At 68.7% G+C, this 20330-nt stretch carries 29 protein-coding genes; 17 read left to right on the forward strand and 12 right to left on the reverse strand.

The window, feature by feature from the left end:
* The first annotated feature begins 171 nt into the window (after window positions 1-171).
* The 3 genes from ACFXP5_RS14585 to ACFXP5_RS14595 all read left to right on the forward strand — a co-directional run bounded on the left by ACFXP5_RS14585 (window position 172) and on the right by ACFXP5_RS14595 (window position 2730).
* Entirely contained in the window at window positions 172-423 is a 252-nt protein-coding gene (locus tag ACFXP5_RS14585; RefSeq protein ID WP_394529134.1) for a hypothetical protein, read from the forward strand.
* 110 nt (window positions 424-533) lie between these two features.
* Window positions 534-1346, forward strand: a complete 813-nt coding sequence (locus ACFXP5_RS14590) for an alpha/beta fold hydrolase (RefSeq protein ID WP_394545259.1) — start codon at window positions 534-536, stop codon at window positions 1344-1346.
* Window positions 1333-2730, forward strand: a complete 1398-nt coding sequence (locus tag ACFXP5_RS14595) for a sensor domain-containing diguanylate cyclase (RefSeq protein ID WP_394545261.1) — start codon at window positions 1333-1335, stop codon at window positions 2728-2730. Before ACFXP5_RS14590 ends, ACFXP5_RS14595 begins: the two co-directional genes overlap by 14 nt.
* Here ACFXP5_RS14595 and ACFXP5_RS14600 read toward each other — a convergent pair whose 3' ends face one another.
* Window positions 2731-3183, reverse strand: coding sequence for a BLUF domain-containing protein (locus tag ACFXP5_RS14600; protein ID WP_394545263.1), 453 nt, complete (start codon window positions 3181-3183; stop codon window positions 2731-2733).
* 692 nt (window positions 3184-3875) lie between these two features.
* Window positions 3876-4043 (reverse strand): hypothetical protein, encoded by a 168-nt coding sequence (locus ACFXP5_RS14605; RefSeq protein WP_394545265.1) that lies wholly within the window; start codon window positions 4041-4043, stop codon window positions 3876-3878.
* 276 nt (window positions 4044-4319) lie between these two features.
* On the opposite strand from ACFXP5_RS14605, the gene ACFXP5_RS14610 reads away from it, so the two are divergent.
* The 5 genes from ACFXP5_RS14610 (at window position 4320) to ACFXP5_RS14630 (ending at window position 5995) form a co-directional block, all read left to right on the forward strand.
* Window positions 4320-4544, forward strand: a complete 225-nt coding sequence (locus ACFXP5_RS14610) for an RNA-binding S4 domain-containing protein (RefSeq protein ID WP_394545267.1) — start codon at window positions 4320-4322, stop codon at window positions 4542-4544.
* Between the two features lie 37 nt (window positions 4545-4581).
* A complete protein-coding gene (locus ACFXP5_RS14615) occupies window positions 4582-4983 on the forward strand; it encodes a RidA family protein (protein WP_394545269.1) in 402 nt (133 codons plus the stop codon).
* Between the two features lie 37 nt (window positions 4984-5020).
* Entirely contained in the window at window positions 5021-5386 is a 366-nt protein-coding gene (locus tag ACFXP5_RS14620; protein WP_394545271.1) for a hypothetical protein, read from the forward strand.
* Between the two features lie 15 nt (window positions 5387-5401).
* Complete coding sequence (locus ACFXP5_RS14625; protein WP_394545273.1) at window positions 5402-5572, forward strand: hypothetical protein; 171 nt, start codon at window positions 5402-5404, stop codon at window positions 5570-5572.
* 69 nt (window positions 5573-5641) lie between these two features.
* A complete protein-coding gene (locus ACFXP5_RS14630; protein WP_394545274.1) occupies window positions 5642-5995 on the forward strand; it encodes a hypothetical protein in 354 nt (117 codons plus the stop codon).
* 22 nt (window positions 5996-6017) lie between these two features.
* Here the strand turns inward: ACFXP5_RS14630 and ACFXP5_RS14635 are convergent, their stop codons facing one another.
* The gene (locus ACFXP5_RS14635) at window positions 6018-6689 is read right to left on the reverse strand and encodes a TetR/AcrR family transcriptional regulator (RefSeq protein WP_394545276.1); all 672 of its coding nucleotides are present in this window, start codon (window positions 6687-6689) and stop codon (window positions 6018-6020) included.
* An 87-nt stretch (window positions 6690-6776) separates the two neighbouring features.
* Between ACFXP5_RS14635 and ACFXP5_RS14640 the strand changes: the two genes are divergently transcribed.
* The 3 genes from ACFXP5_RS14640 (at window position 6777) to ACFXP5_RS14650 (ending at window position 8576) form a co-directional block, all read left to right on the forward strand.
* Window positions 6777-7586, forward strand: coding sequence for an alpha/beta hydrolase (locus ACFXP5_RS14640; protein ID WP_394545278.1), 810 nt, complete (start codon window positions 6777-6779; stop codon window positions 7584-7586).
* A 5-nt stretch (window positions 7587-7591) separates the two neighbouring features.
* Complete coding sequence (locus tag ACFXP5_RS14645) at window positions 7592-7873, forward strand: DUF1905 domain-containing protein (RefSeq protein ID WP_394545280.1); 282 nt, start codon at window positions 7592-7594, stop codon at window positions 7871-7873.
* Between the two features lie 85 nt (window positions 7874-7958).
* Window positions 7959-8576, forward strand: coding sequence for a dihydrofolate reductase family protein (locus ACFXP5_RS14650; protein ID WP_394545282.1), 618 nt, complete (start codon window positions 7959-7961; stop codon window positions 8574-8576).
* Window positions 8577-8579: 3 nt separating this feature from the next.
* On the opposite strand, the gene ACFXP5_RS14655 is transcribed toward ACFXP5_RS14650, so the two are convergent.
* The 4 genes from ACFXP5_RS14655 to ACFXP5_RS14670 form a co-directional block, all read right to left on the reverse strand.
* Entirely contained in the window at window positions 8580-9470 is an 891-nt protein-coding gene (locus tag ACFXP5_RS14655; RefSeq protein ID WP_394545284.1) for an ATP-grasp fold amidoligase family protein, read from the reverse strand.
* A gap of 34 nt (window positions 9471-9504) precedes the next feature.
* On the reverse strand, window positions 9505-9849 hold the full coding sequence (locus ACFXP5_RS14660; RefSeq protein WP_394545286.1) for a DUF4333 domain-containing protein: 345 nt from the start codon (window positions 9847-9849) through the stop codon (window positions 9505-9507).
* Between the two features lie 119 nt (window positions 9850-9968).
* On the reverse strand, window positions 9969-11345 hold the full coding sequence (locus ACFXP5_RS14665; protein ID WP_394545288.1) for a CoA transferase: 1377 nt from the start codon (window positions 11343-11345) through the stop codon (window positions 9969-9971).
* A gap of 19 nt (window positions 11346-11364) precedes the next feature.
* A complete protein-coding gene (locus ACFXP5_RS14670; protein ID WP_394529149.1) occupies window positions 11365-11604 on the reverse strand; it encodes a DUF3072 domain-containing protein in 240 nt (79 codons plus the stop codon).
* 135 nt (window positions 11605-11739) lie between these two features.
* On the opposite strand from ACFXP5_RS14670, the gene ACFXP5_RS14675 reads away from it, so the two are divergent.
* On the forward strand, window positions 11740-12729 hold the full coding sequence (locus ACFXP5_RS14675; protein ID WP_394545290.1) for an NAD-dependent epimerase/dehydratase family protein: 990 nt from the start codon (window positions 11740-11742) through the stop codon (window positions 12727-12729).
* A 3-nt stretch (window positions 12730-12732) separates the two neighbouring features.
* Here the strand turns inward: ACFXP5_RS14675 and ACFXP5_RS14680 are convergent, their stop codons facing one another.
* Genes ACFXP5_RS14680 through ACFXP5_RS14690 form a run of 3 tightly spaced genes read right to left on the reverse strand, consistent with a single transcriptional unit; the run spans window position 12733 to window position 14854 of the window.
* Window positions 12733-13416 carry a DUF1345 domain-containing protein gene (locus tag ACFXP5_RS14680; protein ID WP_394529151.1) on the reverse strand — a complete coding sequence of 228 codons (684 nt, stop codon included), beginning with the start codon at window positions 13414-13416 and terminating at the stop codon, window positions 12733-12735.
* Window positions 13413-14357 (reverse strand): Gfo/Idh/MocA family protein, encoded by a 945-nt coding sequence (locus tag ACFXP5_RS14685; RefSeq protein ID WP_394545292.1) that lies wholly within the window; start codon window positions 14355-14357, stop codon window positions 13413-13415. The genes ACFXP5_RS14680 and ACFXP5_RS14685 overlap by 4 nt, the downstream gene beginning before the upstream one ends.
* On the reverse strand, window positions 14354-14854 hold the full coding sequence (locus ACFXP5_RS14690) for a MarR family winged helix-turn-helix transcriptional regulator (RefSeq protein ID WP_394529153.1): 501 nt from the start codon (window positions 14852-14854) through the stop codon (window positions 14354-14356). Before ACFXP5_RS14690 ends, ACFXP5_RS14685 begins: the two co-directional genes overlap by 4 nt.
* Window positions 14855-14988: 134 nt before the next feature.
* On the opposite strand from ACFXP5_RS14690, the gene ACFXP5_RS14695 reads away from it, so the two are divergent.
* From ACFXP5_RS14695 to ACFXP5_RS14705, 3 genes are read left to right on the forward strand one after another with little or no spacing between them, the layout of a single operon-like run.
* Window positions 14989-15321: a hypothetical protein gene (locus tag ACFXP5_RS14695; RefSeq protein WP_394545294.1), complete on the forward strand. Its 333-nt coding sequence runs from the start codon at window positions 14989-14991 to the stop codon at window positions 15319-15321.
* Between the two features lie 47 nt (window positions 15322-15368).
* Window positions 15369-15650 carry a metal-sensitive transcriptional regulator gene (locus ACFXP5_RS14700; RefSeq protein WP_394529155.1) on the forward strand — a complete coding sequence of 94 codons (282 nt, stop codon included), beginning with the start codon at window positions 15369-15371 and terminating at the stop codon, window positions 15648-15650.
* Between the two features lie 28 nt (window positions 15651-15678).
* The gene (locus ACFXP5_RS14705) at window positions 15679-16026 is read left to right on the forward strand and encodes a cation transporter (protein ID WP_394545296.1); all 348 of its coding nucleotides are present in this window, start codon (window positions 15679-15681) and stop codon (window positions 16024-16026) included.
* Here the strand turns inward: ACFXP5_RS14705 and ACFXP5_RS14710 are convergent.
* Window positions 16011-16577, reverse strand: a complete 567-nt coding sequence (locus tag ACFXP5_RS14710) for a PadR family transcriptional regulator (protein WP_394545298.1) — start codon at window positions 16575-16577, stop codon at window positions 16011-16013. The genes ACFXP5_RS14705 and ACFXP5_RS14710 overlap by 16 nt on opposite strands.
* A gap of 53 nt (window positions 16578-16630) precedes the next feature.
* Window positions 16631-17716 carry a GTP 3',8-cyclase MoaA gene (gene moaA, locus ACFXP5_RS14715; RefSeq protein ID WP_394529158.1) on the reverse strand — a complete coding sequence of 362 codons (1086 nt, stop codon included), beginning with the start codon at window positions 17714-17716 and terminating at the stop codon, window positions 16631-16633.
* A 148-nt stretch (window positions 17717-17864) separates the two neighbouring features.
* Here moaA and ACFXP5_RS14720 point away from each other — a divergent pair, with 148 nt between their 5' ends.
* Window positions 17865-19298, forward strand: coding sequence for a cytochrome ubiquinol oxidase subunit I (locus ACFXP5_RS14720; RefSeq protein WP_394529159.1), 1434 nt, complete (start codon window positions 17865-17867; stop codon window positions 19296-19298).
* Between the two features lie 9 nt (window positions 19299-19307).
* Entirely contained in the window at window positions 19308-20321 is a 1014-nt protein-coding gene (gene cydB / locus ACFXP5_RS14725; RefSeq protein ID WP_394545300.1) for a cytochrome d ubiquinol oxidase subunit II, read from the forward strand.
* Window positions 20322-20330: the final 9 nt, after the last annotated feature.

Consider the following 20330-nt stretch of genomic DNA (forward strand, 5'->3'; position numbering starts at 1 on the left):
CGGGTGACCCGGCGGCGGCCGGGAGCGCCGACCGGTGCGCGCGGGCGCGTGTGTCAAGCCGAGATTGCTGCGAGGCGCTCATGCCACAATGGCGAGCGAATCAAGGATCCCGGGCCGTTCGACGTGCGTGCGTCGTGCGACTGCGCGGGATGCGATGTACGAGGAGAGCGAATGCCCAGCGTGAACCGCCTGACGGTCGACGGCCACGATTACTTCCTGCCCGACCCGGTGACAGAGCTTCGCGAGAAGATCCTCCAGGCGATCCGCTCCGGAGGCGGGTACGTGAACATCCCTCCGCTGCGCGGAGGCCCCGGCATCGACATCCTCTTCTCCCCCGGCATGCCCGTCACCTGGACCCGCATCGATGTCGGCGGCGGCGACGAAGCCGAATCCTCCGAGCACGTCGACTACGGCGACATCTGACGCCTGACCGCTCCCGTTTGGACCGCGTCCATAAACCGGGGCAACGTCCGTCGTTTGGACTACCATCCTGAGAGCGCCAGTCATCCCGCCTGGTGATCTTGGGGGCATGAGTGGAACCGGCGCGCGCGAGCGAACTTCTGCGACGCAACAACGTCGTCGTCACCGGTGATCCTGATGGCCCCACCATGATGTTCGCGCACGGGTTCGGGTGCAGCCAGGAGGCGTGGCGACTCGTCGCTCCGCAGTTCGAAAACGACCACCGCGTCGTACGCTTCGACCACGTCGGCGCGGGTGGCTCCGACCTCACCGCCTACGACGCCGGCAAGTACGACTCGCTGCACGGCTACACCGACGACGTGCTCGACCTGCTCGATGCACTGAGCCTCGACGACGTCATCTTCGTCGGGCACTCCGTCAGCGCGATGATCGGTGTGCTGGCGGCCAACCGCGAGCCGCAGCGCTTCCGCCAGCTCGTGCTCATGGGCCCATCGCCGCGCTACATCGATGACGGCGCCTACCGCGGCGGGTTCGGCCGCGACGACATCGAGGGGCTGCTCGACTCGCTGGATGCGAACTACCTGGGCTGGTCGGCTGCTTTCGCTCCGGTCATCATGGGCGTCCCTGAACGTCCCGAGCTCGGCGCCGAGCTGGTCGAGAGCTTCTGTCGCGTCGACCCGACCATCGCGCGGCAGTTCGCCCGTGTGACCTTCCTCTCCGACAACCGGCGCGACCTGTCGGCGGTCAACGTGCCCACGCACGTCATCCAGAGCAGCGAGGACGTCATCGCGCCGATCGAGGTCGGCCGGTATGTGCACGAGGCCATCGCCGGCAGCCGGCTGACCGTCCTCGCGGCCACCGGACACCTGCCGATCCTCTCCGCCGCCGACGAGCTCGGGGAGGCGATCCGCCGTGGACTCCTCTGACGCCGTCGACCTCGACCACCGCTATCACCGCGCCCCGTGCGGACTCATCGCCACCACGCCCGGCGGCGTGGTCGTCGAGGCGAACGAGACCCTCGGCCGCTGGCTGGGGCGCTCGCACACCGACCTCGAGGGCATGTCGTTCCCCTCGCTTCTCGAGCCCAGCAGCCGCCTCTTCTACGAGACCCGGCACACGCAGGTGCTGCACATCGAGGGGCGGGTCAGCGAAGTGGCGCTGTCGCTGACCCGTGCCGACGGCGAGGCCGTGCCCGTCTTCATCAACTCGGTGCTCGATCACGATGCCGAGGGTCACCCCATCGTGCGCACCGCCGTCTTCCATGCCGCCGACCGCATCGCGTACGAGAGAGAACTCGTGCGTGCCCGGCGCAAGGCCGAGCACTCCGAAGCGCGGGTGCGGATCCTGCAGAACGTCTCCGGGGCGTTCGACACCAGCGCGAACGACCACGAGGTGGCGCACTCGTTCGTCACCGCCGCGAAGGACGCGTTCGCTGCGGCCGAAGCATCCGTTCTGCTCTTCGACGAGGAGGGCACGCTGCAGCTCGCCGCCGGTGTGAACCCGTTGTGGGGTGTGGTTCCGCCGATCGACTCCCTCCGACAGACCGCACGGGAGGTCGTGCTGTCGATTCCCGACGTGCAGACGGATTTCCCCGAGCTGGCCGAGGGGCTGCGCGACGCCCGGTTCGAGGCGATGAGCGTGACGCCGTTGCTCAGCGACGGTCGGCGTCTCGGAGTTCTGGTGTGCTTCTTCGGCCGCGCCCGCGACTTCGACGACGAGTTCCATGAATTGCAGCGGGCACTCGGCCGTCAGGCGTCGCAGACCCTGACGCGCGTGCGGCTGCAACGCAAGCTCGAGCACCTCGCGCACTTCGACCCGCTCACCGGGGTGCCGAACCGTCAGTCGGTCGAGGAGAGCCTGCGCGACGCCCTTCGCTCGGCCGAAGAGAGCGCGCAACCGCTGGCGCTCGTCTTCCTCGACCTCGACGAATTCAAGGCCGTGAACGACACGCTCGGCCACGCGGCGGGCGACGAAGTGCTGCGCACGCTCGCTCACCGCCTGCGCGCCTCGGTGCGGGTGGAAGACATCGTGGGCCGCATCGGCGGCGATGAGTTCATCGTGATCTGCGCGAATGCCGGCGCCGACGAGGCTGTCGCGATCGCCGAGCGCATCCGCGAGCGCAGTCGCGACGACATTCCCACGGCCGCCGCGCCCGTGAACGTCTCGGTCAGCATCGGGCTCGCTGTCTACGACCCCGCCGTCAATGCACGCCCGACGCCCGACCAGATGCTGATTCGCGCCGACGGGGCGATGTACCTGTCGAAGGACTCCGGCAAGAACCGCGTCAGCCTCGAGTCGACCTTGGACTGATCACCACGACTGGGTCGCGCGAGCGCGATACCAGCGCATCATCTCCTGCAGCGCCCCCGCGAGCTGCGCCGGGTCGTCGTTCGAGGTGTCGACGTCGGTGAAGAACGTGCGGTACCCCGGGATGGAGTTGGCGATCGTCTCGGTCAGGGGCTGGAACTCCATGGCCCAGTCGGGGAATCGTCGGCGGTCGATCTGTTCTTCCACGACGATCCGCACGTCGTCGTGGCGCGGGTCGGCGGCGATGGTCGACATCATCTGCCGCACCGAATCGGCCGGACCTTCGAGCGTCTGCAGGAAGCGGCCGCGGCTGTAGAGCAGCAGGCCCGTGAGCTGCGCGCGGGCGTTGATCTCCTGCCACGGCGGCAGCACTTCCTTGAGGGCTTCGCTGCCGAACGGCGGTACTGCCGCACTCGTGTAGCTCAGGGAGAGGAGGGTGTCTGGGGAGTCAACCATGGCTCCAGTCTGTCTTAGACCGTTCGCGGCTGCCCTGAATTGCCCCCTTCCCCCTTTCCCTCGACCCCCTTCACGGGCACAACTTCGGAGGTTTCGCCCGCGCCACCCGCCGATCCGGGTTTCTCAGGGGGCTGAGGTCAAAGCATCCGAAGTTGTGCACGGACGGGCTCGTCGCGACGGGAAGGAGACGCGCGGATGCTGTTCGCCACCGCGCGCCACCAGGACCCGGCGAGCCCGTAGACGCCCCAACCTGCGGGCACGCCTGCAGCCTTCGTTCCGCCCGCCCCATCCGCACAACTTCGGAGGTTTCGCCCACGCCACCCGCCGATCGGGGTTTCTCAGGGGGCTGAGGTCAAAGCATCCGAAGTTGTGCACGGACGGGCTCGTCGAGACGAAAAGGAGAGGGCGGATGCTGCTCGCCACACCGCGCGCCACCAGGACCCGGCGAGCCCGGAGACGCCCGAACCTGCGGACACGCCTGCAGCCCTCGTTCCCCCCGCCCCATCCGCACAACTTCGGAGGTTTCGCCCACTCCACCCATTGATCGGGGTTTCACAGGGGGTTGGGGTCAAAGCATCCGAAGTTGTGCACGGACGGGCTCGTCGAGACGAGAAGGAGAGGGCGGATGCTGCTCGCCACACCGCGCGTCACCAGGACCCGGCGAGCCCGGAACCGGTGGGCCGATCAGGCTCTCAGAGCAGCGGGCCGGCACGGCCCCGGTCGATCTGCGACTGGATGTCTTCCGCCGCCCGGCGCATCTCCGGGTCGACGTTCGAGTCGACGCGACTCCGGCGCAGACGGGGGATGGCGACAGCCGCGATGAGGGCGATGCCCAGAACGGCGAGGCCCCCGGAGGCCATTGCAACGAGCAAACCAGACATGGGACTCCCGTCGTTTGTGCTGACGCTACGCCTCCGACTCCACGAACGTCACCTGCAGCAAGCTGTCATGCTCGTCGGGTGAGCCCGAGAAGCCAACGCACGATCCTGCTGGTGGGTATCGCGGTGCTGCTCATCGGGGTGAGCGATTCTGATCGGCCAACGAGGCGCATCCCAGCAGGCGTTGCAATCAACCCAGATCAGTGGCTCCGCGGAGGAGTTTCACCCGGGCGCTCCCGGGTGGCCTAGCATTCGGGGATGACGAATCCTGCTCCGGTCGACGTCTCGATCGGCGGCGAAGGCATCCGCCTCGGACAGTTCGTGAAGTTCGCGGGCCTGCTCGATTCCGGCGGCGACGTGAAAGAGGCCATCATCGACGGCTTCGTGAGCGTCAACGGCGAGGTGGACCGCCGCCGCGGCCGCCAGCTTCAGCTCGGCGACATCGTCACCTTCCAAGGAAGCAGCATGCGCGTCTGCCTGTGACGGTGCCAGCGCCAAGTACGTCTGGCACAGTCGATCCATGAGCAGTGTGCGTCTCGTCCGGTCATCCCGCCTGTCGGCTAGCGCCGAATACGCTTACGCCTCGGCTGTTCCCCGGGATGCCGACCTCATCTTCCTCGCTGGGGCGTGCCCGATCGACGAGGACGGCACGACCGTGTCGCCGGGAGACTACGCGGCTCAAGCCCGCAAGTGTTTCGAGAACCTCGTTGTGGCAGTGACGGATGCCGGCGCCACGATCCGCGACATAGCGGTCACGCGCGTGCTGGTCGCGTCGTCGAACCAAGCCGACCTCATCACAGCGTGGGAGGTGGTGCGCGATGCCTTCGGCGACCACGACGTGCCGAGCACCCTGATGGGTGTCACGGTGCTGGGATACGACGATCAGCTGGTCGAGATCGAAGCCATCGCCGCGGTCCGCTAGGTCTGGCGGGAAGGGGCCGGCGGCGTTACCGTGAGCCATGGGATACCTGTGGCGTCGAGCGGTGATCGCCGTGGTGGTCATCGGCGGCTTCGCCGCATACCTCGCCTCCGTCGCGTTCGAGTGGCGGGTCCCGCTCTGGGTCTACCTCGTGGCCGGCATGGCTGCGCTGCTTCTGATCTCGCTCCTCTCCTTCCGTCCGCGCCGGCGGACAACGGCTGCGGAACTCTCCGCCTCCGACCCGTATTCCGACGCGTACCTCGGACGGGCGCAGCCGATCCATCCCCACCGAGAGACGCGCAGCGCGTCGCAGATCGACGACGGATTACCCCCGGACCCGATGCGACTCCCTCCCGAACGGCCGAGCAACACTCCCCCAGCCCATCCGCGATGGGGAGCACCGTGAACCGAGGAGCATGCGATGGATGACCGAGCGAACCCGTCACCGTGGACCCGCCTGAAATGGGTCCTCACCGGCCGACCGATGAGCGACGATGAGATCCGAGCCGCGCGGGCGGCCGGCGAGCCCGACCCCACGACCCGAAAGCGGTTCGACGCACCGTGGGCCCGCAACATCGGCGGTATCTCGTAGCTGCACACGTCGCGCTGGCGCTCGAGCGCTGACACGGCGGCATTCCGAGCGCATCGATACCCTCGGGACGTGGAAACGGACTGGATAGAGCACCGGCGCTCGGACGATGGCGAGCGGGTGGGCTGGATGAAGCCCGCCGGCGACGGTTTCGTCGTGATCGATCTGTTGGGACGCGAGCGCACCGATGTTGTGGACTGGATGCTTGCGGAAGCGACCCTTGATGAGCTGGGGCTGGGTTACCTCGCCGACCCGTATGAGCTGCGCCTGGACGATGGTTCCTGGTTGCGCGTGCGGATCGCTGAGGTGTTGCCCGACGCGATCCGCGTGAAGAAGGACGACTGGGGCGACATGACAGCACCGCAGATCTACTACGGTCTCGCCCTCCCGGTGCGCGAGGATCAGCTGCGACCGCTGTCGCGCTGAAGGACGAGTAGCGGGGGTCCGATCAGCCCGGCGCCGCCGGGGAACGCTGGCCACGCGGCCCCGTGACCGCGTAAGCGGCGAGAAACGTACCCACCGCGGCGTCGACCTGAACTCGCATCGCCTCGGCATCCGGTATCGCTTCGTCCCCGAGCAGCATGGCGTCGTTGACCGGGGCACCCATCACGAGCCAATTCAGCTGGGATGCTGCCGCCATCACATCGTCGATGGCGAGCTCGCCTCGATCCCCCAGCTCGCGCAGGATAGTGGCGATCCTCTCGATGCCGAGCCGGGGACCGTGCTCCCAGAGCGCTCGGGCGAGAGAGGGAAAGCGCGGAACCTCCCCGATCACGAGCCTCCGCACGCGCAGCACCCTCGGATGCATGACGGCGGTGAGCTGGCGATACAGATAGTCGCTCAGAATCGTCGCGGCGCGCGCGTCCGTGGGAATGGACACCTCGGGGGCGGTCGCCCTGTCGCCGGTGTCCGTCGTGATGGCGGTGACCAAATCGACGAAGAGGCCCTCCTTGCTGCCGAAATGCGCGTAAGCGGTCTGTTTGGAAACGCGAGCCGCCTCGGCGATCGCGTCCATGGTCACCCGGTCGAAGCCGACGGCGAGGAACAGCTCCTCTGCGGCGGCCAGCAGGCGCTCCCGTTTCGCGAGCGAACTGGGTCGACGCTGATCTGGTGGCAGCATCCGATCACCTCCTTGCCAAAATCATACCGAACGGTCTACTTTCGAGACATTGGACGTTGCAGTCCACAATCGTGAGGAGTCGCTCGAGTGACAGAACACATCACCACCTCAGCCGGCGATCGTGTCGCCTTCGACCACCACCTCGCCGCTGATCCCACGGACGATGTCGTGCCCGTGGTCTTCGTCGCGGGTGCGGGGCCTCATCGCGGGTCCGATCAGGTCACGACCGAGACTGCTCGCCTCCTCGCCGACCTCGGCGTGCCGAGCGTCGTTCACGACCGCGTCGGACGCGGGGAGAGCCCGGCGGACGCGCCGATCCACCTCGACCGCGAGTTGGCGGCGTTGGCCGCGCTCATCGAGACAGCGGGCGGGCGAGCGATACTCTGCGGTCACTCGTCCGGCTGCACGATCGCGCTCGCCGCTGCAGTCGGTGGCCTCCCCGTCACCGCCCTCGCCCTGTGGGAGGCGCCCCTAGGGCAGGGCGCCGAACCCACCCGGGATTGGTGGGCGCGAACTGCGAAGCAGATCGCCGCCGGCGACCGGGAAGGAGCTCTCGCCACCTACATGGAAGACATGCCCGCGGAGTTTCTCGAGGCCGCCAAGGCCGCGCCCGACTACCCCGCCACCGTCGCCGCAGTGGTCAGCTACGGGCCCGACGGGGAATCCCTCGTGTGGGCGGAGTCGCAGCCGCTCTCCGTCCTGCTCCGCGACCTCGACATACCGGTGGTTGCGGCGGTCGGCGCCGAGACGTTTCCTGGAATGCCGGAGGCTGCGGATGCGATCGCCGCGGCCACCGACGGACGCTCGATCGTCGTCGACGGCGCCTGGCACAGCTGGGAGCCGCGGGCGATGGCTTCCGTGCTCGCGGACCTCGCTCGCGTCACCGCGGAGAAGTGACCCACATGGCACCCGACGAAAGCGGCCCACCGACCCTGGACTTCGTCGGCACGATCGGGGTGACGGTCAAAGGGGAGGTCTGGTCGTGCGTCGAGGTGCCGGGCTCGGCCGAGCACTTCAGAACCAGCAGGGCGGTGAAAGTCGCCGCCACTGTGGATGGTGAACCCCTGGCCATCGCCCTGATGCCCACCGGGCGAGGCGGCCACATGCTTTCGATCACCGCTCAGCTCAGGAGGAGGCTCGGCAAAGAGATCGGCGACACCGTAGTCGTCCACATCGAGCCCTGACAGCCCCGCTTGCCCGCGCTGCGCCGGATGTGGGAGCGTGGCGCCAGACCCGTCGTCGAGGACGGTTCTCAGCGAAGGAGTGAGCATGGGGTTCGTCCGCGTCGACCTCTTCACGACACTCGACGGAGTGGCGCAGTCCCCCGGCGCCCCCGACGAAGATCCGGATGGCGACTTCGCGTTCGGGGGGTGGCAGGCGCCCCTCCTCGACGGAGTCGCCGGCGGGTGGGTGCAGTCCGGAATGGTGGGGATGGACGCGCTGCTCCTGGGCCGCCGCACCTACGACATCTTCGCCGCGTACTGGCCTGAGCAGGACAGCGAGATCGCCCACCTCTTCAATCGCCTCCCGAAATACGTCGCCTCGCGGGGAACCCCTCCCCTCCCCTGGGCCGGCTCGACGTTGCTGGACACTGACCTCCCCGCGGCGATCCGTGAACTGCGCCAGCGGCACGAGAACATCCACGTCATCGGCAGTGTCGACTTCGTCCATTCGCTGCTTGCTGAGCGCTTGGTCGATGAAATGACGCTCTGGGTGCACCCGATCCTGCTCGGACACGGCAAGAAGGTCTTCACGGGCGACGTCACCCCCGCCACCCTGGAACTGCTCGAGCCGGCGACGACATCGCCCAACGGAGTCGTGCAGCTGCGCTATCGGGTGGTCGGAACCGAACCGCCCGTGGGTGATATGACCCGCGACGACCGCTGACGCTCAGCGGTAGCGGCGCGGAACCCGCCACGTTCGGCCGAACTCCTCGTTGAACGACTCCGGATCGAAGGGACTGTCCCCGCCCGCCGGGAAGCTCGTCAGCTCGCCGAAGACGATGCGCCCGTCGACGTCGTAGAGATCGACGCGCACGAAGTCGGTCTCGGCTCCGAGCCGTTCGGCGATCGCGATCATCTCCCCCAGTCGCGCCGGCCGGGGCGGCTCGGGCGCAGCCCACGGCGGACCGCCGCTGAGCGGGAGGTGCTGCCAGTCGGGCCGGAAGAAGTCCTGCGTGCGGACACCGAAGCGGCCGCTGTCGACCTGCACGTACGCGCACCGGCCGTGGAACACGAAGAACTTGTAATCATCGGGAATCGCGCCGCCGACGCGGGCGAGCATCTCCTCGACGATCACACGGCGAGGAACCCGCCCGTAGGCCCACTCCCGGTTCGGGCCCTGTCCGTAGAGCTGTTCCCGCCACCCCTGGGCGAGGCGGACGATGTCGTCGCGCGCGGCGAACTCCGGGCGCACATGCCGGTTTGTCCAACTGCCCGGCTCGGCGGGCAGACGCGCGTCAGCGGACGCAGCATCCGACACGATCACCGCCACGCCGCTGCCGTGGGTCGGCTTCACGACGTAGGCGCGCGGCAGCTCCACCTCGCGCAGGTCGGCCGGGTCATCGACGATAGCTAAGGCGCGCGGCAGATAATGCTCCCCTACCGCCGCGGCGACGTAATGGCGGACGGCCGCCTTGTCGGCGAAGGTGACCACCAGCGGCCGTCGATCGCGCAGCATCTTGTAGCGCACCTTGTCACGGAACGTCCGCGGATTGCGCGTGCGCCACAACCGCACCGCACGCACCACGACGCTGCGTTCCCGCCACCGCACCCTCGTCACGCGCGAGGCTTTGACGCGCAGTCGGACCGGGCGGTCAGTTGTTCGGCTCGGTCGCGACGTTCACCTCGACCTGGAACTCGGTGCCCGCGACGTCGCTCAGCTCGACGTCGGCGTCGTATTCGGTACCGGTTTCCGGGTCGGTGAGGGTGCACGTGCGCGAAGCGCCGTTCTCGAGCTCGAACTCGTCGTCGCCGCAGTCCACTTCGGGGCGGCGTCCGACCTGCTCCTCCAGAGCGTTCTCGGCGACTTCCGACACCTGGTCGCTCGAGACCGTCGTCGGGGTGGTGTTGGCCGTTCCGATCTCGACGGAGCAGCCGCCGAGCAGCAGCACTCCCCCGGCGAAGGCGGTGGCCAGGGCGATGCGAAGGGTCTTACCCACGAGATACCAACTTTCCGCGGCGGTGCCGCGATCGAACGGTATCAACGACGTTCCGAGCGCACGCGCCCTGTGACGCACGTCCCCCTGCGCGCTATAGTGCTGGCCCCGTCGACGCCGTGTCAGCCGTTCGCACTCCAGGCGGCAGCGTCCGTTCCCCACCGATGCACGAAGCCCCAGCCCGTCGGCGCGCCGCTGAACGCGAGCGGCGGGGGCGCGCAGGTGAGCGTAGCGCCGTCGTCCAGTTGCAGCGTCGTCGTCGGCAGCGGCCCGCCGACGTCGGCGATGACCGACCCGTCATGGTGACGGGCGAGCTCCATGCCCGTGCGGGCCAGGGCGACCGAGACCTCATGCGAACCGCCGTCGGTACGTTGCGCGACGAGCGCGTGAACGATGGCCGCAGCGAGCAAGTGACCCGAGGCGTGGTCGAGCGCCTGCACGGGCAGGGCGCCCGGCGCCTGCGTGCCCTGCGCCTCCTGCTCCGCCAGCGCGATGCCGATCGTGGCCTGCACGATGCTGTCGAACCCGCGACGACGCGACCAGGGGCCGCGACTCCCCCAGGCGCTGACCGAACCGATCACGAGACCCGGATGCGAGTCGGCGAGCGCGGCCGGGCTCAGCCCGAAGCGGTCGAGCGCGGTCGGCCGGTATCCGGTGACTAGTACGTCCGCGGCGGCCAGCAGCCGGTCGAACACGTCGCGGTCGGCGGCGACGGTGAGATCGAGCCGGGCGGTGCGCTTGTTCTGTCCGGTGTCGAGATGCTGCCAGTCCGCCTCTGGGCGGTGCGGGTCATCGATGCGCAGTACTTCCGCGCCGGCCGACGCGAGGTCTCTCGTGGCGATCGGCCCCGCGATGACGCGGGTGAGATCGAGCACGCGCACGCCGTCCAAGGGCAGAAGCGCACCCGAGGACCAGGGCCGCGCCGCTGCGGCACCCGACACGCGGTGCCCGATGAGGGGCGTGTTCTCGAGGGCTTCGGCTTGCGGATGCTGCGCCCACTCCGCCTGCTCGCGCACGGCCGCGACAACCGCGCCGGCGCCGACGGCCGCCTCCTCGAGGGCGAATCGGCCCCACCGCGCCGTCGCCTGCCGCACCTCTTCGGCCCCGGCATCCGCGTCGAGGTCGAGCAGTGCGCGCAGGGCCGCGGCATGGTGCGGGTAGTTCGCGTGGGTGCGCACCCAGCCGTCTTCGGCGCGGAAGAAGCCGGAGAGCGGAGCCCAGATCTGGGGGGCGGCACCGTTGATACGGAACAACCGCTCGCTGCCGAACGAGGCGGCTACCGTCGCAGGGTCGAGCGTCGCGTCTGCGCTGGGTTCGACGCCGCGCTCGTCACCGGCCCGATCGAGCTGGGCACTGACGAAACCGACGCTGTCCAGCGCCAGCTCGGCCACCGGGAAGATCGACCGCCAGGAGATGCCGGCCGAAGGCGACACCGACCTCGATGCAGCGGAAGAGAGGGAGCGGGCGGCGACGCGGGCGAAACGGCCTTCTGCGTTCACTGCGCCCACTCCCTCCGGCTCAGTCGTTTCCGCGGCCGGTCTTTTCCTGCAGGCGGTCGATCTGCTCGGACGCCTCCGCCTTCGTGAGGTTGGCCGACAGTTCTTCACCGGCCTCGCGAGCGAGGGTATCGAGGTAGGAGCTCTGCGGCCCGGTCATCGGCTCGTCGCCGGTGACCCAATCGGCCGGGTCTTTCTCTGCACTGTTGCCGGTCGGCTCCGAGGAGCCGAGAGTTTCGGGGGAAGTGTTCGAATCGGACATGTGTACGACGGTAGTCACGATGCACCCATCTGCCGGAGGTCTTGACGGATGCCGCCTGGGCCCGTAGGCGTTCGGCGGTCCGCTTCTCGCGAACGCGCGAGGTGCCGAGACCCCGACCGTGCCAGGCTCCACACCATGAAGCTGCTCATCCTCGGCGGGACGGCTTGGCTGGGCCGCACCGTGGCCGAGACCGCTATCGCTCAGAATCACGATGTCACCTGCGTGGCGCGCGGCACGGGCGCCCCCGTCGGCGCCCGTCTGATCCGCGCCGACCGCGATGACGAGGGCGCGCTCGACGCCGTCGCGGCCGAGCGATGGGACGCGGTCATCGACGTCGGCCGCCAGCCCGGCCACGTTCGGTGGGCGACCGCCGCTCTCGCCGCGACTGCGGGCCGGTACGTCTTCGTGTCTTCCGCGAACGTGTACGCCTCCCAGGCCGAGCACGGCGCTGACGAGGGGGCGGCTCTGCTCGCGCCCCTCACGGCGGATGCCTACACCTCGCCCGATGACTATGGCGCGGCGAAGGTGGCTTGTGAGACCGCGGTCCTCGACGCGTTCGGTGAAGCCAGATCGGCGATCGTGCGTGCCGGGTTGATCGGCGGTCCGGGCGATCCGTCCGGGCGCACGACCTACTGGCCGCGGCGATTCGCTCGCCCTTCCTCCCCCTCGGGGGAGGTGCTCATCCCCGACGCGCCCGATCTGCCCACCGCGATCATCGACGTGCGCGACCTGGCCGCGTGGCTCGTGCAGCTCGCCGATGGGGGCGCCAGCGGGACGTACAACGCGCAGGGAGACGTGCGCGCGTTCGCCGACCACCTCGCTGCTGCTCGCGCGGTGACCGGGCACGCCGGCCCGCTCGTGGTCGCTGCGGAGGACTGGCTCCGCGAGCGAGACGTCGCCGAGTGGTCGGGTCCGCGCTCCCTCCCCCTCTGGCTCGCTGACCGCACCTGGTGGGGGATGAACGACCGATCGACGGCGCGGGCGCGTGCGGCGGGGCTGGCCCTGCGCCCGCTGTCGGAGACACTGGCCGATGCCCTCGCCGCTGGGCATGCGGAGGGGAAGGCTGGGCTCAGCGATCCGGATGAACGCGTGCTTCTGACGGAGCTCACGCGCGAACAGCCCTGAGCCTCACAGACCCGCGGCGACCTCGCTCAGCGATCCGAGGGCGGTGACGATGATCGCGCCGTTGAAGAAGAAGCCCAACACCGAGTGCGTCATGACCTGCCAGCGCATGCGGCGATCGAGCACCTCGACGTCGGAGACCGCGTAGCTGACGGCGAGGGTGAATGAGAAGTAGGCGAACTCGAGCACGCCGGGCGAGCGGGACGAAGGAAACTTCAACGGCGGCGTGGCTTCGCGGTAGTACAGCTGCAGATACAGCTGCGCGAACCCCCAATGCAGCAGGATCCACGCGAGGATCATCGCCCAGATACCCACCCCGTTGGTGAGGATGTCGAGCTCGCCCTGCGGGTCGAGCAGGATGTGCTGCACCGCCGCGGTGATGCCGACGAAGCTCACGAGGATCGTCGCCCCGCGGGAGATCGTCCGAGCCACGATGCTCAGTTCGAGCACGGTGGGGGGCTCGTCGGATTCGGCCGAGCCGCTCGCGATGCGCAGAGCGACCCAGATGCCGAGGGCGTAGACCGTGCCGATGATGCACCAGGCCACCAGCAGGGGAAACGAAGGGGAATGGCCGGCGCTGAAGATGAACGCCACTCCGAGCACGATCAGCACGGCCTGGAAGACACCGCTGACGATGAGTCGGACGGCGGCGTTGCGCCGACCGTGGCGACGTGACGGGCCCGTCGTCACGAGCGGAGAAGATCGAGGATGCGCAGCGTCTCGGTGGTGCGGGCCTGATCCGCCGCGGCGGAGGCGCCCGTGCTCACCAGCTCGACGAAGCGGCGCACCTCGCCGTCGAGGGCATGCTGCTCGCCGGGCACCGTGATCGTCCGCGTGCCCTCGGCACCGGTGACGACGAGCTCGCGCGGGCTCGCGATGTGATCGACCGCGACCGTCGCATCCTCTCCCTGGATCTCGCTCCAGAGCGAGGAGCGGGTGATCTTGGAATACGAGACGTCGACCACGAGTCCGGGGTAGACGCCGATGACGGAACCCGCCCCCTCGACGCCGGTCGCGATGAGCGCTGCGGCACCGAACACGCCCTCGGGCGCACCGAACAGAGTGACCATGGCGTGGATGCCGTAGACCCCGAGGTCGAGCAGGGCCCCACCGCCCATCGCGGGGTCGAAGATGTTCACGTGGTCCCCGGCGAGAACCTTGGCGTAGCGCGACGATAGTCCGTCGAAGCGCAGGCTCGCGCGGCGGAGGACACCGAGTTCGGGCAGGATGCTGCGGAGCACCGCGAATCCGGGATCGTAATCGGTACGCATGGCCTCGAGCAGCACGAGACCGGCAGCGTTCGCTTCGGCGACGAGGTCGACCCAGTCGGCAGCGGCCAGGACGGCGGGCTTCTCGACCAGCACGTGCTTTCCCGCGTGGAGGGCGGCGCGCACCTGTTCCTGGTGGACGCTGTTGGGGCTCGCGATGTAGACCGCATCGATGTCGGGGGACGCCAGCATCCGATCAAGATCCGAGAAGGCGTGTTCCGCGGAGAAGTCGTCGGCGAGGCTGCGTGCGCGCGCCTCGTCGCGGGAGAACACGGCGTCGATGCGGATGCCGTCGGTGGCGGCGACAGCGTCGGCGAACTGCGAGGTGATCGCGCCGGTGCCGATCGTGCCGATGCGGATCATGCGCGAGGCTCGAGCATGCGGCGGAGGATGCGCGCCAGGGCCGCCTGATCTGCGGGGCTGACGTCGCGCAACTCGAAGGCCTCGCGGCGCACCAGTTCGGTCATGGCCGCGTCGACGCGACCGGCGCCGTCGTCGGTCAAGCGCACGATGATGCTGCGACGGTCGAGGTCGTTGGGGCGTCGGTCGATGAGGCCTCGGCTGGACAGCTTGTCGAGTCTGTTCGACATCGCGGCCGAGCCGATCATCGTCGTCTCGATGAGCTGGGCCGGACTGAGCTCGTGCGGGGGTTCGGTGCGGCGGAGAGCTGCGAGCACGTCGAACTCCCAACTCGCCAGCCCCGCGCCCGTGAAGGCGGCGGCGCGCAAGCGGGTGAGACGGTGCGCGACGCGTCGCAGGCGCGACATCACGTCGAGGGGGGTCAGATCGACGTCGGGCAGCCGACGCGACCATGCGTCGATGAGGAGGTCGACCTCGTCGTCACGGTCCGCCGATGCCATGCCTCGACCGTAACCCTTCCCTCGGACATCGGGGGTACGCGCCGGGCGGATAACCCCCGATTCGGTACCCGTCAACCCGCCTGCCGGGTGATGAGCGGGCGGGCAGGCTCGGAGGAGAACGAAAGGACGCACCCATGAGCATCCCCTCAGACAGCACGCCCGCCGACGACACCACTGTCGATGATCCCGAGCTCGAGGCCACCCAGGACGACACGACGTTCGATGACCCGGGCATGAACGACGACACGATCCGCCCCGTCGGCGACGTCGAGACCGACTCGATTCCCGACACCTTCGAGGACATGCCCGCTCAGGACGCCCAAGCACTTGACCTGGACGACCCCATCACGCAGGGGGAATCGCCGATCGAGGCCGAACTCGGCGAGGACGGTCAGGGAGACCTCGCCCCGGAGGATCTCGGTGGCGACGGCAGCGACGGACCTACCGACCTGCGCACCTCGCTCTAGGCGTCCACGCCGAGCCCGGCGATACCCTCCGGGGGTATCATCGACGGGTGCACGGCTACGAAGGCAACAAGGACGATCTCTTGCGCCGACTTCGGCGAGCCGAGGGTCAGGTGCGGGGAATCGCGCGGATGGTCGAGGACGACAAGTACTGCATCGACATCCTCACTCAGGTGTCCGCCGCCACGAAAGCCCTCGAGAACGTCGCCCTCTCTCTTCTGGGCGATCACCTGACACACTGCGTCGCCGAGGCGGCCGCAGAAGGCGGACCCGTGGCCGACGCCAAGATCCGCGAAGCGAACGAGGCCATCGCGCGCCTCGTCCGCTCATAATCCCCCTCTTGTTCGAACGGAGCCATCCATGAGCATTCAGCCGATCCGTCTCGGATCCATCGGTGACGCGGCGGTCGCCGACGTCGGTATGTGCGGATGCGGCGGCGGAAGCTGCGGCGTCGGATCGGCCGCGGAGGCGAGCACCGCCGCGGAGCCCACAGCATCCGTCGATCGTGAGGTGGGCGTCTCCGGAATGACCTGCGCCCACTGCGTCTCGGCGGTCACCACCGAGCTGGGCGCCCTCGACGGCGTCGAGAACGTGTCGGTCGCGCTCGCGGCCGGAGGCGTGTCGCGCGTGTCGTTCCGCGCGCCGGCGAGCATCGATGACGCTGCCATCGCCGCTGCGGTGGAAGAGGCCGGTTACACGCTGGCGTGACCCGCGGCTTCGCGCACCGGACGTCCGCGCCGCGGACGCTCGGTCGAGAGGCCGAAGCCCTCACCCGCGGCACTGACCGCACGTTTCGCCGCATCGAGCCACTCGAGTTCGGCCCGTGCGCGCGCCGCCTCGGCCGCGTGCACGATCGCGCCGGCGACTCCGCCGTGGCTCTCCCGCCCGTCGATGGCCGCGAGTCGTTCCAGGGTCGACGCCCGCTGCGCGGCGATGACCGCCTCGGCATCGACGCCGGGAAGGGTCGCCGACAGGGCGATCCGGTGCGCCAGTTCGTCGCGCCCCGACGGAGCACTGGGTTCTGAGAGCCAGTGGCGCGCGGCCTCGCGACCCGCGTCGGTGATGCCCCAGTAGACATGCCCCCGCTCGTCGGCGCCACGATGAGCCACCATGCCGTCGCGCTCGAGGCGCTCGAGGGTCGTGTAGATCTGACCGACGTTGAGCGCCACGTCGGTGCGACGCGCGTACTCCGAACGCAGCTGGTAGCCGTAGCACGGCCCCTGCTCGAGGATCGCGAGCAGGGCGTGGCGTACCGACATACGGCCTCCGAAAACGGGATATCGGGTATCTACGTACCGAGTATACGAAGGGCTCAGCCGCCGATGGCGTTCATTCCGCGTTGGGGCTGCAAGAAGGCGGGGTCGTTGATCGCGTGCCCGGGGAGCTTCCCGCGCACGCTTGCACGCAACACCGCGTCGATCGCACCTGCGCGGTCGATCGGAGCGCCGTCGGAAACGACGGAAGCGCCCGCCCGCAGCACGGGGATGAGGTCGTACTCCGCCATCGAGAACAGGCAGTTGCGAATCTGGCCGTCGGCGGTCAGACGCAGCCGGTCGCAGTCCCCGCAGAACGGCGCGGTCACCGAGGCGATGACTCCCACCTCGTGCGCCGTGTCGTCCAGCAGCCACTTCTCCGCCGGTGCGCCGCCACGTCCGGGTACCGGGGTGAGTCGCCAGCGCTCCGACAGGGCCGCGAGGATCTCTTCGCGCGTGACCATCTGGGCGCGATCCCAGGTGTGACCGGCGTCGAGCGGCATCTGCTCGATGAAGCGCATCTGCGCCCCGGAGTCCACGGCGAACTGCACCAGGTCGACGAGCTCGTCGTCGTTCACCCCGCGCATGGCGACGGCGTTCAGCTTCAGGGGGCGCAGGGGCGACGCCGCGGCTGCGGCGATCCCCTCGAGCACCTCGGGCAGGCGGTCGCGGCGCGTCAGGTCGGCGAACCGCTGACGGCGGATGGTGTCGATGCTGATGTTCAGTCGGCTCAGTCCCGCCGCGACGAGGTCATCGAGCACCTCGGGCAGACGGATGCCGTTCGTCGTCATCGCGATCTCGACCGGGCCGGCCGGTCCCTCGATCGCAGCGAGGCGGGCGACGACGTCGACGATGTCGCGGCGCAGCAGCGGTTCTCCCCCGGTGAGGCGGAAGGTGCGCACGCCGGCGGCCGCAGCCACCCGCGCGATCTCCTCGATCTCATCGAGAGTGAGGATGCTCGTTCGCGCGAGCCACTCGTTGCCCTGCTCGGGCATGCAGTAGGTGCACCGCAGCGAGCAGCGGTCGGTGAGCGACACGCGCAGGTCGCGGTGAACACGACCGTGCGTGTCGACGAGGGGGCCGGATGCTGCGTCCGCAGCGACGATCTCGGCACGCCGACGCAGTGCCACCGGTACGGCGGTCACGAGCGCGGGTCCTCGGGCGTCATTCTCCGAGGCTACCCGCCGTTTCGAGAGGCGGGCCCGGCGGACGGTTCGTTCGATGCCGAGACACCTCTCACCGGACGGCGATCGCCCGGAATACGCTGTGGTCAGACCACACAATCGCACACACATGGAGGCCCCCGTGGAGTGGCTCGATCCCCTGCTTCTCGCCCGCTGGCAGTTCGGGCTGACGACGCTCTACCACTACCTCTTCGTGCCCCTGACCCTCGGGATGTCGCTCGTCGTCGCGATCTTCCAGACCGTCTGGTATCGCACCGGCGACGTGAAGTGGCTGCACCTCACCCGGTTCTTCGGCCGGATCTTCTTGATCAACTTCGCCATGGGCGTCGTCACCGGCATCGTGCAGGAGTTCCAGTTCGGCATGAACTGGTCGGCCTACTCGCGGTTCGTCGGTGACGTCTTCGGCGCGCCGCTGGCCTTCGAGGGCCTGCTGGCCTTCTTCTTGGAGGCCACGTTCATCGGGCTGTGGATCTTCGGCTGGGACAAGCTCCCCCGCCTCGCCCACCTGGCCACCATCTGGATCGCCGCGCTCGGCGCGACCCTGTCGGCCTATTTCATCCTCGCCGCCAACGCGTTCATGCAGAACCCGGTCGGTTACCGGATGGCCGACGACGGCTCGAGAGCGGAGCTGACGGACTTCTGGGCGCTGTTGACCAACCGGGTCTCGCTCGCCGCGTTCCCCCACACCATCACCGCCGCGTGGATGTTCGCCGCGGCCGTGGTGATCGCGATCTCGGCCTGGCACCTGATGCGCGGCCAGAACATCGAGATGATGCGGAAATCCCTGCGCTTCGGACTGTGGTTCATGGTCATCTCGTTCGCCGGCGTCGCTCTCACGGGCGATCAGCTCGGCCTGCAGATGGTCGCGACCCAGCCGATGAAGATGGCGTCCGCAGAGGCGTTGTACAACACCGCCTGCGGGGCGGACGCGTCGTTCTCGCTGTTCTCCCTCGGCACCCCCGATGGATCCCAGGAGATCTGGTCGTTGCGCGTGCCATACCTGCTGTCCTTCCTCTCCACGCACTCCCTCGACGGTTGCGTCGAAGGGATCAACGACCTGCAGGCGCAGTACACCGCACAGTTCGGCCCGGGCGATTACACCCCGATCATCTGGGTGACCTACTGGTCGTTCCGCTGGATGATGGGCCTGGGCGGCGCGGCAGCTCTGCTCTCGGTCGCCGGCCTCTGGATCACGCGGGCGAAGTCCCGCATCGAGATGAAGCCCTGGATGTGGCGGGTGCTGGTGTGGTCGGCGCCGCTCCCCCTCCTCGGCAGCCTCGTCGGCTGGATCTTCACCGAGATGGGTCGCCAACCCTGGATCGTGTTCGGGCTCATGCTCACCGAAGACGGTGTCTCCCCGAGCGTGCCCGGCTGGAACGTGCTGATCTCGCTCATCGCCTTCACCGCGATCTACGCCTCGCTCGCGATCGTGGAGATCGGGCTGCTGATCACCTACGCGCAGAAGGGCCCCGACCCCCTGCCCGACCCGAACGCCCCGGCGCACCCCGACACCGTCGAGAACACCCCGACGACGGTCTACTAGGAGCTGGTCATGGATCTCGCATATCTCTGGTTCTGGATCATCGGATTCTTCTTCATCGGGTACTTCGTGCTCGACGGTTTCGACTTCGGTGTCGGCATGTCGCTCCCCTTCCTCGCGAAGGACGACATCGGGCGCCGCCAGATCATCAACACGATCGGCCCGGTCTGGGACCTGAACGAGACGTGGTTGATCGTCGCGGGGGCGTGCCTGTTCGCGGCCTTCCCCGAGTGGTACACGACCCTCTTCAGCGGGTTCTATCTGCCGCTCCTGTTCATCCTGCTGGCGCTCATCGCGCGCGGGGTGTCGTTCGAGTACCGCCACCAGCGCGACAGCCTCCGGTGGAAGCGCGGCTTCGACACGATGATCGTCGTCGGCTCCGCCGTGCCTGCGCTGCTCTGGGGCGTGGCTTTCGCGAACATCGTGCAGGGGGTGCCGATCGACGCCGACAAGGAGTTCACCGGTTCACTGCTCACGTTGCTCAACCCCTATGGACTCCTGGGCGGTCTGACGACGCTTCTGCTGTTCTTCGTGCACGGCGTCACCTTCGTCGCGCTGAAGACCGACGGCCCGGTGCACGAGGCCGCCCGCCGCCTGGCGGTGCGGGCCGGCATCCTGGCCGTCGTGGTGGCCGCCGCCTTCCTGGTGTGGACCGTGGCCGCCCATTTCACCCTGCCGGTGCTGATCCTCGCCGCCGTCGCGGCGGTCGGCCTCATCACCGCTGTCGGGGCGAACATGCGCGACCGGGAAGGACGCGCCTTCGCCTTCATGGCCGTCACGATCATCGCCGCGGTGGCGATGCTGTTCTTCGCGCTCTTTCCGAACGTCATGCCGTCCTCGACGGATCCGGCGTTCTCCCTGACGATCGAGAACGCCTCCAGCACCGACTACACGCTCGCGATCATGAGCTGGGCGGCGCTCGTGTTCGTGCCGTTCGTGCTCGCCTACCAGGCGTGGACCTACTGGGTGTTCCGCAAACGCATCAGCCGTGCGCAGATCGAGCGGGCGGCAGCATCCGCTCACTGACCTCCTTTT

It is taken from the genome of Microbacterium hanjuni, assembly GCF_043556395.1.
GTDB lineage: Bacteria > Actinomycetota > Actinomycetes > Actinomycetales > Microbacteriaceae > Microbacterium.

What these genes read in the sequence shown, in the direction of transcription:
- ACFXP5_RS14585 (WP_394529134.1), top strand. Translation starts at nt 172, where the DNA reads ATGCCCAGCGTGAACCGCCTGACGGTCGACGGCCACGATTACTTCCTG.
- ACFXP5_RS14600 (WP_394545263.1), bottom strand. Translation starts at nt 3,183, where the DNA reads ATGGTTGACTCCCCAGACACCCTCCTCTCCCTGAGCTACACGAGTGCG.
- ACFXP5_RS14605 (WP_394545265.1), bottom strand. Translation starts at nt 4,043, where the DNA reads ATGGCCTCCGGGGGCCTCGCCGTTCTGGGCATCGCCCTCATCGCGGCT.
- ACFXP5_RS14610 (WP_394545267.1), top strand. Translation starts at nt 4,320, where the DNA reads ATGACGAATCCTGCTCCGGTCGACGTCTCGATCGGCGGCGAAGGCATC.
- ACFXP5_RS14615 (WP_394545269.1), top strand. Translation starts at nt 4,582, where the DNA reads ATGAGCAGTGTGCGTCTCGTCCGGTCATCCCGCCTGTCGGCTAGCGCC.
- ACFXP5_RS14620 (WP_394545271.1), top strand. Translation starts at nt 5,021, where the DNA reads ATGGGATACCTGTGGCGTCGAGCGGTGATCGCCGTGGTGGTCATCGGC.
- ACFXP5_RS14625 (WP_394545273.1), top strand. Translation starts at nt 5,402, where the DNA reads ATGGATGACCGAGCGAACCCGTCACCGTGGACCCGCCTGAAATGGGTC.
- ACFXP5_RS14635 (WP_394545276.1), bottom strand. Translation starts at nt 6,689, where the DNA reads ATGCTGCCACCAGATCAGCGTCGACCCAGTTCGCTCGCGAAACGGGAG.
- ACFXP5_RS14645 (WP_394545280.1), top strand. Translation starts at nt 7,592, where the DNA reads ATGGCACCCGACGAAAGCGGCCCACCGACCCTGGACTTCGTCGGCACG.
- ACFXP5_RS14650 (WP_394545282.1), top strand. Translation starts at nt 7,959, where the DNA reads ATGGGGTTCGTCCGCGTCGACCTCTTCACGACACTCGACGGAGTGGCG.
- ACFXP5_RS14670 (WP_394529149.1), bottom strand. Translation starts at nt 11,604, where the DNA reads ATGTCCGATTCGAACACTTCCCCCGAAACTCTCGGCTCCTCGGAGCCG.
- ACFXP5_RS14675 (WP_394545290.1), top strand. Translation starts at nt 11,740, where the DNA reads ATGAAGCTGCTCATCCTCGGCGGGACGGCTTGGCTGGGCCGCACCGTG.
- ACFXP5_RS14685 (WP_394545292.1), bottom strand. Translation starts at nt 14,357, where the DNA reads ATGATCCGCATCGGCACGATCGGCACCGGCGCGATCACCTCGCAGTTC.
- ACFXP5_RS14690 (WP_394529153.1), bottom strand. Translation starts at nt 14,854, where the DNA reads ATGGCATCGGCGGACCGTGACGACGAGGTCGACCTCCTCATCGACGCA.
- ACFXP5_RS14695 (WP_394545294.1), top strand. Translation starts at nt 14,989, where the DNA reads ATGAGCATCCCCTCAGACAGCACGCCCGCCGACGACACCACTGTCGAT.
- ACFXP5_RS14705 (WP_394545296.1), top strand. Translation starts at nt 15,679, where the DNA reads ATGAGCATTCAGCCGATCCGTCTCGGATCCATCGGTGACGCGGCGGTC.
- ACFXP5_RS14710 (WP_394545298.1), bottom strand. Translation starts at nt 16,577, where the DNA reads ATGTCGGTACGCCACGCCCTGCTCGCGATCCTCGAGCAGGGGCCGTGC.
- ACFXP5_RS14720 (WP_394529159.1), top strand. Translation starts at nt 17,865, where the DNA reads ATGGAGGCCCCCGTGGAGTGGCTCGATCCCCTGCTTCTCGCCCGCTGG.
- cydB (WP_394545300.1), top strand. Translation starts at nt 19,308, where the DNA reads ATGGATCTCGCATATCTCTGGTTCTGGATCATCGGATTCTTCTTCATC.